General features: G+C 70.4%; 10 protein-coding genes. 8 read left to right on the top strand and 2 right to left on the bottom strand.

Annotated features, from left to right (window positions below; all coding sequences use genetic code 11):
* Positions 1-118 precede the first annotated feature (118 nt).
* Both CS062_RS23850 and CS062_RS23855 read right to left on the bottom strand, forming a co-directional pair.
* Entirely contained in the window at positions 119-2,398 is a 2,280-nt protein-coding gene (locus CS062_RS23850) for a TonB-dependent receptor (protein ID WP_099864251.1), read from the bottom strand.
* A gap of 232 nt (positions 2,399-2,630) precedes the next feature.
* On the bottom strand, positions 2,631-3,596 hold the full coding sequence (locus CS062_RS23855; protein ID WP_099864253.1) for a tetratricopeptide repeat protein: 966 nt from the start codon (positions 3,594-3,596) through the stop codon (positions 2,631-2,633).
* A gap of 136 nt (positions 3,597-3,732) precedes the next feature.
* Between CS062_RS23855 and purE the strand changes: the two genes are divergently transcribed.
* From purE to rimI, 8 genes are all read left to right on the top strand, one after another.
* On the top strand, positions 3,733-4,221 hold the full coding sequence (gene purE, locus CS062_RS23860) for a 5-(carboxyamino)imidazole ribonucleotide mutase (RefSeq protein ID WP_099864263.1): 489 nt from the start codon (positions 3,733-3,735) through the stop codon (positions 4,219-4,221).
* The gene (locus CS062_RS23865) at positions 4,221-5,381 is read left to right on the top strand and encodes a 5-(carboxyamino)imidazole ribonucleotide synthase (RefSeq protein ID WP_099864254.1); all 1,161 of its coding nucleotides are present in this window, start codon (positions 4,221-4,223) and stop codon (positions 5,379-5,381) included. The genes purE and CS062_RS23865 overlap by 1 nt, the downstream gene beginning before the upstream one ends.
* 14 nt (positions 5,382-5,395) lie before the next feature.
* Positions 5,396-6,385: an L-threonylcarbamoyladenylate synthase gene (locus CS062_RS23870; RefSeq protein ID WP_099864264.1), complete on the top strand. Its 990-nt coding sequence runs from the start codon at positions 5,396-5,398 to the stop codon at positions 6,383-6,385.
* 22 nt (positions 6,386-6,407) lie between these two features.
* Positions 6,408-7,346 carry an SGNH/GDSL hydrolase family protein gene (locus tag CS062_RS23875; protein ID WP_099864256.1) on the top strand — a complete coding sequence of 313 codons (939 nt, stop codon included), beginning with the start codon at positions 6,408-6,410 and terminating at the stop codon, positions 7,344-7,346.
* 518 nt (positions 7,347-7,864) lie between these two features.
* On the top strand, positions 7,865-9,268 hold the full coding sequence (locus tag CS062_RS23880) for an alpha/beta hydrolase family protein (protein WP_099864257.1): 1,404 nt from the start codon (positions 7,865-7,867) through the stop codon (positions 9,266-9,268).
* A 30-nt stretch (positions 9,269-9,298) separates the two neighbouring features.
* A complete protein-coding gene (locus CS062_RS23885; RefSeq protein WP_099864258.1) occupies positions 9,299-9,997 on the top strand; it encodes an OmpW/AlkL family protein in 699 nt (232 codons plus the stop codon).
* Positions 9,998-10,077: 80 nt separating this feature from the next.
* Positions 10,078-10,818 carry a tRNA (adenosine(37)-N6)-threonylcarbamoyltransferase complex dimerization subunit type 1 TsaB gene (gene tsaB / locus CS062_RS23890; RefSeq protein ID WP_099864260.1) on the top strand — a complete coding sequence of 247 codons (741 nt, stop codon included), beginning with the start codon at positions 10,078-10,080 and terminating at the stop codon, positions 10,816-10,818.
* Positions 10,815-11,312: a ribosomal protein S18-alanine N-acetyltransferase gene (gene rimI, locus CS062_RS23895; RefSeq protein ID WP_099864261.1), complete on the top strand. Its 498-nt coding sequence runs from the start codon at positions 10,815-10,817 to the stop codon at positions 11,310-11,312. Before tsaB ends, rimI begins: the two co-directional genes overlap by 4 nt.
* Positions 11,313-11,354 lie beyond the last annotated feature (42 nt).

Genomic DNA, 11,354 nt, shown 5'->3' on the forward strand with positions numbered 1-11,354 from the left:
GCCCATCAGCGGCGCCGCGATCGGCGCCGCCAGCGAGCGGGCCAGCAGGCGGCGGCGCGTCAGCCGCGCGGCATCGGATGGGCCGGCCTTCGGCGCATCGACATCGTGCGCCATGGCCTCAGAACCTGCCGGTCAGCGTCAGGTAGAACTGACGCGGCGCGCCCGGCAGCAGCGTGGCATAGGTGCCGTTCGGGTCGCTGTTGGTGAAGCCGTTCGAGCCGATCGTCGAGATGTAGTGCTTGTCGAACAGGTTGGTGACGCTGGCCTGCAGGCTCAGCTCGCGCAGCATCGACACGTTCTTCATCTTGTAGCCGGCGCTCAGGTTGACCAGCGTGCGGTCGGGCACCGAGGCGTCGTTGGTGTACGAGTAGTAGCGCTTGGACATGTAGTCCACGCCGATCGTGCCGAACAGCGCGCCATCGTCGTAGCCCAGCTGCGACTTGATCATCGTGTCCGGCGCGTCCGCCACGCGCTTGCCGCGGATCGCGACGGTCGTGGTGCCGCTGACGACGTCATCGCGGTAGGTCGACTTGGACAGGCTGACGCTGTTGTACCAGGTGAGGGCGGAGGCGAGCCGGAAGGAGATCGCGCCCTCGATGCCGGTGGCGCGCACGTCGCCGACGTTGGACAGCACCACCGGGTTGCCCTGGATGCCGGTGCCCTGCTGCACGCTCAGCAGGCGGTCCTTGAAGTTGACCAGGTAGGCGCTGACCGAACCTTCGTAGCCGCGGCCGCTGGTGCGCCAGCCGGCTTCGAAGGTGTCGGAGGTTTCCGGCTTCAGCTTGTCCTTGATGGCGTTGAAACCGGCGGCCGAGGTCGCGAACGGCGAGGTGCCGGTGGCGGCGCCCTGGTACGCGCGCATGTTGCGGGCGATCGTGCCGTAGAGCTCGTTGTTCGCGGAGAGCCGGTAGTTGATGCCCAGTTGCGGGAAGAAGCCCTTCTCGGCGGTGATCGAGCCGGACGGCATGTCGCTGCCGGCCTCGAGCTGGCCGTCGATCTTGACCTTGAGCGCCTTGAAGCCGGCGCCCACCGTCAGGTTCCTGCTCAGCGACCAGGTGTCCGACAGCGAGAACTGCGAGGTCTTCGTGTTGAACGCGTACTGCCACTGCGTCCGGAACGGGTTGCTCGGGAAGCGGTAGACGCTCGTCGACGGCGATGCGGCATAGAAGCGGCGAGCCTGGTCGAAGTCGTTGTCTTCGAACCAGACGCCGGCCTTGACCAGGTGGTCACCGAGGTCGAACTCGGCGTTGGACACGACGCCCCAGCGGTGGATGCCGTACTCGGTGGTGCGCACCGAGATCGGCGTGCCGTCCGGCGAGGCCTGGTAGGGCGTGAACCACAGGCCCATGCCCTTGTTGCGGTGGTAGTAGGCGGTGGTCTTCCAGGTGATGCCCTGGGCCAGGCGCAGGTCGGCCGTGGCCCCGGCGAGGTCGTCGTTGCGCAGGCCGGCCCCGGCGTAGTACTGGTCGTCGCAGGCGGCGACGTAGGTGCTGCCATTGGCGCCGCAGAGCGTGTTGGCCGCGTTGACCGCGCCGGCGAAGTCCGGATAGAAGTTGTCCAGCGTGTCGCCGCGGCGCTTGATCAGGTCCAGCGACAGGTCCTGGTAGTCGACTTCCTTGCGGCGCGAGGTGTTGACGAAGGCCGACAGCCGGCTGTCGCCGATGGCCTTGACCCACTTGAGGTTCCACTGCGCCTGCTTCTGCTGGCCGTGGCCCTTCCACTTGTCGGCATCCTGGTCGGCGTAGCTGATGAAGAACTCGCCCAGCGCCGAGCGGCCGCTGTCCACGCGCAGGAAGGTGCGGCGGGCGGAGTCGCTGCCGACCGTCTGCGAGGCCCGCAGGCCGAAGCGCTCCAGCGGGTCGCTCGAATAGAACTGCAGCGTGCCGCCCAGGTTGCTCGACGAGGCCGCCTCCAGCGCGCCCGCGCCCTGCGACAGCGACGCACGGCCGACGTTCTCGCTCGCGATCGCGCGGCTGATGTGCAGGCCGTTGAAGTTGCCGTAGGACATGTCGCCCAGCGGCACGTCGTCGAGGGTGAAGCCGAGCTGGTTCTGCGAGAAGCCGCGCACGGTGAAGCGCGTCGACCACTCGTAGTTGCCCAGGCCGTCGGCGGACTGGAAGTTCACACCGGGCAGGCGCGCGACCGTCGCGAGCGGGCTGCTGCCGGCCAGCGCGTTGTCGAATTCGGCCTGGCTCAGGCTCTGGACGGAGCGCAGCTGGCCGCGTCCGACGGAGACGGTGACGCGCTCCAGTTCGGAGCGCTCGCCACCGGTGGCGGTCGCGTCGGTCCTCGGCATGTCGGCGGACACGGGGGCGGCAGCGGCGGCAGGCGCTGCGGACTGGGCGGCGGCGGGGAGGGAATGGGCCAGGCTCAGGGCGAGGACCAGGGCGGTGGGCATCGGGTGCTTCATCGGGCGCGTGCGGTGAGGGGAGGAATCGGGAAATCCGAAAGCCCCGCACTGTCACCAGCAACCGCGACAGAACAACGACAAGCCGCGGCAACCGGCAGCGTCCGCATGCGCGCTGCTGGCGATCCGCCACATCACAAATGAATCTTCAAGCTGTCATAAAAAAACGCCCCGGATTGCTCCGGGGCGTTCGAGGCGTTGCTTCCGACGCGACTGGCGCTGTTCAGAACAGCGCCATGCTGAGCTTGCGCCGGTACTGGTCCACCAGCGGATCCGCTGGCGCCACGGTGCTCGGCCCGGACAGCTGCAGGCCGCCGGCGCCGGCTTGCGGGGCGGTGGCGCCGTGCGCCGGCTGGGCCGGCTTGGTCATGATCTCGAGGATCGCGACGTAGGTCTTGCGCGCGAGCTGGTCGTTCCAGGTCTTGTCGCGCATGATGATTTCCAGCAGTTCGTCCATCGCGCCGGTGAAGTCGCGGCCGGCGAAGAGGCCCTGCGCCAGCGCGAAGCGCGCGTCGAAGTCTCGCTTGTTGGCCGCGATCGCGGATTGCAGCGCCGCCGGGTCCAGGCCCTGCTCGGCACGTTCCGCCGCCGCGATCCATGCGGCCAGTGCCTGGAAGCGCGCATGCGGCGTGATCGTGTCCGCCGCCAGGTGGGCGACCGGTGCGAAGGCCGCCTTGGCATGCGCGAGCTGGTCATCCTCCAGCAGGGCTCGGATCAGGTCGAAACGCGCGACCTCGTTCGACGGATCGGCCTGCACCGCCGCCTGCAGCTTCTGCAGCGCACCGTCGGCGTCGCCTTCCTCGAGCAGCGCCTGCGCCTCGGCCAGGTCCTCCTCGGCCTCGAGCGCCTCGCCGGTGGGCACGTGGCGGTCGAGGAACTCGCGGATCTGGGCCTCGGGGATCGCGCCGACGAAGCCGTCCACCGGCTGGCCGCCGACGAACATCACGCAGAACGGGATCGACCGCACGCCGAAGGCCTGGCTCAGCTGCGTCGCGATCTCGGGCTGGTCATCGCTGTTGAGCTTGGCCAGCTTCCAGCGGCCGGCGTAGGCCACCTCCAGCTTCTCCAGCATCGGGCCGAGCGTGCGGCAGGGGCCGCACCACGGCGCCCAGATGTCCAGCAGCACCGGTTGCTGCATGGACGCCTGCAGCAGGTCGGCTTCGAAGTTTTGGAGGGTGATGTCGGTCATGGTGGGGGAGAACGGAACAGGCCGGCGACGCTCGCCAGGCGGCAAGAACGGCACCTGAGGCTGCCCGCCTACAATTCAAGGTTTCACGATTTGACAGATCGAGGACCGACCCGTGAGCAGCGCCACCACTCCCGACATCGCCCCCGTCATCGGCGTGGTCATGGGCTCCAGCAGTGACTGGGAGACCATGAAGCACGCCGCCGACATTCTCACCGAGTTCGGCGTGCCGTTCGAGGCGCGGGTGGTTTCGGCCCATCGCATGCCCGACGAGATGTTCAGCTATGCCGAGCAGGCCGAGGCCCGCGGCCTGAAGGCCATCATCGCCGGCGCCGGCGGCGCGGCCCACCTGCCCGGCATGCTGGCGGCCAAGACGCTGGTGCCGGTGCTGGGTGTGCCGGTCGCGAGCCGGCACCTGCAGGGCGTGGACTCCCTGCACTCGATCGTGCAGATGCCCAAGGGCATTCCGGTGGCGACCTTCGCGATCGGCACCGCGGGCGCCGGCAATGCGGCGCTGTTCGCCGTGGCCGTGCTGGCCCGCGACAACCCCGCGCTGCGCGAGCGGCTCGACGCGTTCCGCAAGCGGCAGACTGCCGCCGCGACCGCGATGACCGAGGAGCTGCGCTGATGCCGCTGCTGCCGGGCGCCGCCACGCTGGGCGTGCTGGGAGGCGGCCAGCTGGGCCGCATGTTCGTCCATGCCGCGCAGGCGCTGGGCTACCGCTGCGTCGTGCTGGACCCTGACGCGGCCAGCCCCGCCGGCGCCGTCGCGCAGGACCATCTGAAGGCCGATTACCTCGACGCCGCCGCGCTCGAGGAACTGGCCCGCCGCTGCGACGCGATCACCACCGAATTCGAGAACGTGCCGGCCCGTGCGCTGGAACAGCTGGCGCGCAGCCGTGTCGTCGCGCCAGGCGCTTCGGCCGTGGCGATCTGCCAGGACCGGGCCCGCGAGAAGGCCCACTTCGACGCCAGCGGCGTCGCCTGCGCACCCTATGCGGTGTTGCGCTCGTCCGCCGACCTGGCGGCCGTGCCGGACGCGCTGCTGCCGGGCATCCTGAAGACCGCCCGCCTGGGCTACGACGGCAAGGGCCAGCGCCGCGTGGCCGACCGGGCGCAACTGGCCGCCGCGTTCGACGAGCTCGGCCGCGTCGACTGCGTGCTGGAGCAGATGCTGCCGCTGGCGCTGGAGCTGAGCGTGCTGGTCGTTCGCGGCGCGGGCGGCGAGGTGGTCACCTACCCGGTCCAGCAGAACCTGCACCGCGACGGCATCCTGGCGGTCACCGAGGTGCCGGCGCCGGACGTCGATGCCGCGCTGCAGGCGCAGGCGCGCCGGTCCGCCGCCGCGATCGCGACCGGGATGGGCTACGTCGGCGTGCTGTGCGTCGAATTCTTCGTGCTGAAGGACGGTCGCCTGGTGGTCAACGAGATGGCGCCGCGGCCGCACAACTCCGGCCATTACACGATGAACGCCTGCGACCTGTCGCAGTTCGAGATGCAGGTCCGCGCGATGGCCGGCCTGCCGCTGCGCGAGCCGCGCCTGCATTCCCCGGTGGTCATGCTGAACCTGCTGGGCGATCTGTGGTTCGATGGCGCCGGCCGTGAGCGCGCGCCCGACTGGGCCGGCGTGCTGGCGCTGCCCGGCGCCGAACTCCACCTGTACGGCAAGGCGCAGGCGCGCGCGGGCCGCAAGATGGGCCACCTGAACGTGATCGGCGCCACCGCCGAGGAAGCGCGCCAGCAGGCGCGCCGCGCCTGCGCGATCCTCGGCCTGCCGGACACGTGGTGACGGAGGTCGGCACGATGGTGCTCGACGGCCGATCGCCCGAGGCGGTGCGCGAGACGGCGCGGGTGCTCGCCGCTGGCGAACTGGCCGGCGTGCCGACCGAGACCGTCTACGGCCTGGCCGCACGCGCGGACCGCGACGAAGCGGTCGCGAAGATCTTCTCGGCCAAGGGCCGTCCCAGCGACCACCCGCTGATCGTCCATGTGCTCGACGAGCAGGGCGCGCGCGTGTTCGCGCAGGACCTGCCGCCGGTCGCGCACCGGCTGATCGAAGCCTTCTGGCCGGGCCCGCTGACGCTGATCGTGCGACGCGTCCCCGGCATCGCCGCGGCGGCCGCCGGCGGCCAGGACTCGGTCGGTCTGCGCTGCCCGTCCCACCCGGTCTTCCGCGCGCTGATGGCGGAATGCCGGGCCCTGGGCGTCGAAGGCCTGGCCGCGCCCAGCGCCAACCGCTTCGGCCGCGTCAGTCCGACCACCGCCGCGCATGTCGCCAGCGAATTCGAGCCCGGATTGACCGTGCTCGATGGCGGGCCCTGCGAGGTCGGCATCGAGTCGACGATCGTCGATGTCAGTCGCGGCGGCCTGGTGCTGCTGCGGCCCGGCGTGCTGACGCCGGCGCAGCTCGAGGCCGCGGCCGGCATGGCTTTACATGCGCCCGACGCCCAGGCGCCGCGGGCCTCGGGCACACTCGCGGCGCACTATGCGCCGCACGCGACGGTCCGGCTGATGTCCACCGACGCGCTGCGCGAGGCGCTGGCAGGCGAGTGTCCGGCGGGGCTGGCGGTATATTCCCGCACGTCCTTCGCCGGGACGGGCGCCGCGCCGGCGCTGCAACGGGCGATGCCCGCGCACGCGCGGGCCGCGGCCCGGCAATTGTTCGCCGTCCTGCGCGAGCTGGACGCGGCCGGCGCGACGGAGATCTGGATCGAGGCGCCTCCACAGGAGGCCGCCTGGGATGGGGTGCGGGACCGCTTGTCCCGCGCGGCGGCGGCCTTTTCGCCCCGCTGAGTTTTCGAGATTTGGAGAGTTCATGAAGAGTCTGAAGCGCCACCTGGCCGTGCTGCTGGGTGCGACCGCGATGCTGGCGGCCTGCGGCGGCGGCGGCCAGCAGATCGACCCCTTCCGTCCGACGCGGATCATTGCCTTCGGTGACGAGGCCAGCGCGCTGCGCAGCGATGGCAGCAAGTACTCGATCAATGGCACCGACACGACCACCGGCGCGGTCACCTGCGGCCTGAATCCGGTCTGGACCCAGTCGCTGGCCAACTTCTTCGGCCTGGTCTTCGGCGAGTGCAACGCCGACAAGCTGGCCACGCCGACCGGCCGCATGTACGCCGCGGCGGGGGCCAAGGTCGCCGACGTGGCCGCGCAGGTCGACCGCCAGTTCGCCCTCGACGGCTTCAACAGCAAGGACCTCGTGACCGTGCTGGCCGGCGCCAACGACGTGCTGGAGCTCTACGCGCAGTACCCGGCGCAGGACGCCGGCACCCTGGGCAACGCGGCGCAGGCGCGGGGCGAGCAACTGGCCGCGCAGGTCAACCGCATCGTCGACGCCAATGGCCGCATCATCCTGTCGACCACGCAGGACATGGGACTGTCGCCGTTCGCGATCAGGGAGAAGGCCACCCACGCCGACACCGACCGCGCCGCGCTGCTGTCCGAGCTCTCGCGCCGCTTCAATGCGGGCCTGCGCCTGAAGATCCGCAACGACGGGCATTACATCGGCCTCATCCTGACCGACGAGCTGATGGGCACGATGAGCCGGTATCCGTCGATCTACGGTGCGTCCAACTCGACCGATGCCGCCTGCCTGGCGAGCTCGCTGCCGCCGGTGTGCACCGACAAGACGCTGGTCGCCAACGCCACTGCCACCTCGCACATGTGGGCGAGCGACCGGCTGATCGGGCCGGTGATGCACACGCAGATGGGCTCGCAGGCCGCTACGCGCGCGACGAACAACCCGTTCTGACGGCGTGCTGCGCCGGCGGGATGCCGGCGCGCTCCCTTCCTTTCACGCGACCATCACGCCGGCCTGACGCGCAGTTGGCGCGCAGCGCCGGGTGCTCGCGCAAAGCGTGGATGGACACCGGCGCCCTGCCGGCCCTCCGCGGCGCGGGCGCGTCGCGCATCACCGCGCGGCGCCCTTCCTTCAGCCCTGACAAGACCTGGCCCCGCAGCGCCCGGCATCGCTTGCGGCGAGCCGCCGCCGGCAAGTTCGATGCCTGTCGCAAGACGCAGACATCGCGTCATCCGCCTTCGCACAGTCATCACGCAAGTGTTGCGGCCGCGCCGCGCGCAGGGGCAGGTTGTGCGTCCCGCAGCGTCGCGACGCTGGCATGCTGCCGCCTGTCAGGGTTTTCCTTTTGCGGGCGCCGTGTATCGAGCGCTTACAGTGATCCCTGAGAAAACGAACGACCGTTCGATTTAATGCCGACCGCGATCGCCGGGACGGCGTGAACGACGGAGACAACCCCTGGAGAAGTCCGAATGAACAGCCAATTCAAACTGGCCAGCCTGACCCTGGCCGCCGCGGCATTGCTGAGCGCCTGCGGCGGCGGCAGCTCCGCTGCGAGCGACGATCCCCCGCCCGCGCGCGGCGCGGTGCAACTGGGCGTCGTCGCCTCGACGACCCCGGTGACCAAGGCGCAGATCGATGCGGGCACCGCCGCCAAGGGCATCGGCGCGCTGGCCGGCGCGGCGCAGTGCGACGTCGAGATCCGCTACGTCTACTACTCGACGCGTGACCCGCAAGGCGTGGTCGCGATGGCCTCGACGGCCGTGTTCGTGCCGACCGGCACCGGCGCCGCCTGCTCGGGCAACCGTCCGGTGGTGCTGTACGCCCACGGCACGACCACCGACCAGACCTTCAACATGGCCCAGGTCGACAAGAACGCCGAGGGCTCGCTGGTGATGGCCTTCTACGCCGCCCAGGGCTTCATCGTCGTCGCGCCGAACTACCTCGGCTACGACCGCTCCGGCCTGCAGTACACGACCTACCTGAACGCCGAGCAGTCGGCGATCGAGATGGTCGACGGCCTGCGCGCCGCCAAGACCTACCTGAATGCCGACAGCGCGGTGAAGCCGTCGGCCAAGCTGCTGATCGCCGGCTACTCGCAGGGCGGCCATGTGGCGATGGCCACGCAGAAGGCCATCGAGCGCGACTACGCGTCCGAGTTCACCGTCACCGCCGCGGCGCCGATGTCCGGCCCGTACAACCTGGTGAAGTTCGGCGACGTGATCACCACCACCGGCCCGGTCAATGCCGGCGCGACCTTGTTCCTGCCGCTGATGCTGACCAGCTACCAGAAGGCCTACGGCAACATCTATGCGTCGCCGTCCGACGTGTACCAGTCGCCGTACGACAAGACCGCCGAGACGCTGTTCCCGACGAAGTCGACCATCACCCAGCTGATCCAGGAAGGCAAGCTGCCGAACGACCCGACCTTCACCAAGCTGTTCGGCACCGGCGGCCTGCTGACGGACTCGTTCCGCGCCAACTACGCGACCTCCAACTACCGCAAGGCGCTGCAGACCAACACGCTGCTGGGCTGGACGCCGAAGGCCCCGGTGGCGATGTGCGGTGGTTCCAACGACCCGACGGTGTTCTTCTTCAACACCACCGATGCGCAGGCCGACTTCGCCTCGCGCGGCAAGGCCTTCCCGGCCTCCAACCTGGAGAGCGCGGCCTCGATGCAGTGGGCCGGCGCCACGACGGCGGCCACGATCGCCGGTGGTTTCGCGCAAGCCAAGGCGGCGACCTCCGCGGCCGCCGGCGGCGGCACGGCCGGCGCGGCCGCGGTCCAGGGCGCCTACCACGGCACGCTGGTCCCGCCGTTCTGCAATGCGCTGGCACGCGGCTTCTTCCAATCGGTCCTGGCTGCCCAGCCGTAATTCCCGGCGACCAGAACGGAGACACCATCCATGAACAAGAAAATCACCCTGATCCTGGCCGCCTCGCTGATGGCGCTGGCAGGCGCTGCGCGCGCCGAGCAGCCGGCCGTCGGCACCCACACGTTCTACCTGGGCCTGGCCCACATCGACGTGAACAGCAAGGCCGGTCCGCTGGAAGGCGGCAGCCGCCAGTTCCCGGCCCCGGGCGCGCAGATCCGCGTCGGCGACGCGACCACCACCGGCTTCGGCTACACCTACCGCTTCGCGCCGAACTGGAGTGGCGAGATCGTGCTGGGCATCCCGCCCTCGCACAAGATCTACGGCAACGGCGTCATCAAGAACGCCGGCCAGATCGCGGTCGTGCGCCAGATGCCCCCGACCGTGTTCGTCAACTACCACCTGGGCGAGTACTTCACCAAGGTGCATCCCTTCGTCGGCGTGGGCCTGAACTACACCTACTTCGAGAAGAAGCGCAGCACCCCGACCGGCGACGCCATCAGCGGCGGCCCGACCCGGATCACGCTGGAGAACTCCTGGGGCGCCGCGGCGCACGTGGGCTTCACCGTGCAGTACACCAAGCAGTGGTCGCTGACCGCGACCGCGGCCTACGCGGACGTGCGCAGCAACATGCGGTCGTACACGACGACGAACAGCGGCGTGGAAGAGCTTCACACGAAGATCAACTTCCGCCCGATGGTCTACACGATGTCGCTGGGCTACTCGTTCTGACGGACGGCCCTCGACCGCGTGACCCACGCGGTCGGGGGCTCGCCCCGCCCCGGGCCGCCCGGGGCCGATACACTTGCCGCATGAGCGTGTTGCTGGCCCTGGATAGCTCGACCGAACACATGGCTCTGGCCCTCGTGGGCCAGGGCCATGCTGCTTTTGTGGACGCCGATGGCGGGGCGCTGGCCTCCCAGCGGATGGTCCCCGAGGCGATGGCGCTGCTGAAGCAGGCCGGCGTCGCGCTGGCCGAAGTCGACGCGATCGGCTTCGGTCGCGGTCCCGGCGCGTTCACCGGGTTGCGCACCGCCTGCTCGGTGGCGCAGGGCCTGGCCTTCGGCGCCGGCAAGCCGGTGCTGGCGCTGGACAGCCTGATGCTGGTCGCCGAGGACGCGCGCCAGCAGCTCGCCGCCCGACAGGACGGCGGCGACGCGGCCCCGCTCGACGTGTGGGTCGCGATGGACGCCCGCATGAACCAGATCTATCTCGGACGCTATCGCTGGGAGGGCGCGCGCTGGTCGGCGCGGCTCGAGCCGGCGCTGGTCGACCTCGAACCGCTGCGCGCGCTCTGGCGCGAGACGCCGCCCGCGATCGTCGCCGGGAGCGCACTGGGCGCCTTCGAGCTCGACACCGGCGCGGCGCTGCGCGTGCCCCAGACCGCGTCCCGCGCCCGCGCCCTGGGCGCGCTGGCGCTGCAGGCCTTCGAGGCCGGGCAGGCCGAAGACGCCGCCCAGGCGCTGCCGCTCTATGTGCGCGACAAGGTCGCGCTGACGACCGCCGAGCGCGAGGCCGCCAAGGCCGAGGCGCAGGGATCGGTGCCGCGATGAGCGCCCAGCCCAAGGACCTGGCCTGGCCGCCGTCGCTGCAATCGCTGCAGCCGCTGCGCGCGGTCGACCTCGACGAGGTGATGGCGATCGAGGCCGTGGCCTACAGCCACCCGTGGACGCGGGGCAACTTCATCGATTCGATGGCCGCGGGTTATGCCGGCTTCGTCATGCGCGACGAACAGGCGCGGCTGTGCGGTTATTTCCTCGCGATGCAGGTGATCGACGAGATGCACCTGCTCAACATCACCGTGCCACCGGAACGGCAGGGCCAGGGCCTGGCGCGCCGCATGCTCGACGCGCTGGGGCTGCTGGCGCGGGCGCGCGGCTGCCACCAGGTCTGGCTGGAGGTGCGCGAGAGCAACCTCCGCGCGCGCCGGCTGTACGAGCGCTACGGCTTCGTGCAGAGCGGCCTGCGCCGCGGCTACTACCCGAGCGCCAGCGGCCGCGAGGACGCGCTGCTGATGACGCTGCGCCTGACGGAGCACCCCGCATGAGCTGGACCGATCGTCAACGCGCGATGCTGGAGGCGATGGGCC

It is taken from the genome of Roseateles chitinivorans (assembly GCF_002761755.1).
Classification (GTDB): Bacteria; Pseudomonadota; Gammaproteobacteria; order Burkholderiales; family Burkholderiaceae_C; genus Roseateles; species Roseateles chitinivorans.

Coding starts and splice junctions, on each gene's coding strand:
- CS062_RS23850 (WP_099864251.1), bottom strand. CDS start 2,398: ATGCCCACCGCCCTGGTCCTCGCCCTGAGCCTGGCCCATTCCCTCCCC.
- CS062_RS23855 (WP_099864253.1), bottom strand. CDS start 3,596: ATGACCGACATCACCCTCCAAAACTTCGAAGCCGACCTGCTGCAGGCG.
- CS062_RS23865 (WP_099864254.1), top strand. CDS start 4,221: ATGCCGCTGCTGCCGGGCGCCGCCACGCTGGGCGTGCTGGGAGGCGGC.
- CS062_RS23870 (WP_099864264.1), top strand. CDS start 5,396: ATGGTGCTCGACGGCCGATCGCCCGAGGCGGTGCGCGAGACGGCGCGG.
- CS062_RS23875 (WP_099864256.1), top strand. CDS start 6,408: ATGAAGAGTCTGAAGCGCCACCTGGCCGTGCTGCTGGGTGCGACCGCG.
- CS062_RS23880 (WP_099864257.1), top strand. CDS start 7,865: ATGAACAGCCAATTCAAACTGGCCAGCCTGACCCTGGCCGCCGCGGCA.
- CS062_RS23885 (WP_099864258.1), top strand. CDS start 9,299: ATGAACAAGAAAATCACCCTGATCCTGGCCGCCTCGCTGATGGCGCTG.
- tsaB (WP_099864260.1), top strand. CDS start 10,078: ATGAGCGTGTTGCTGGCCCTGGATAGCTCGACCGAACACATGGCTCTG.
- rimI (WP_099864261.1), top strand. CDS start 10,815: ATGAGCGCCCAGCCCAAGGACCTGGCCTGGCCGCCGTCGCTGCAATCG.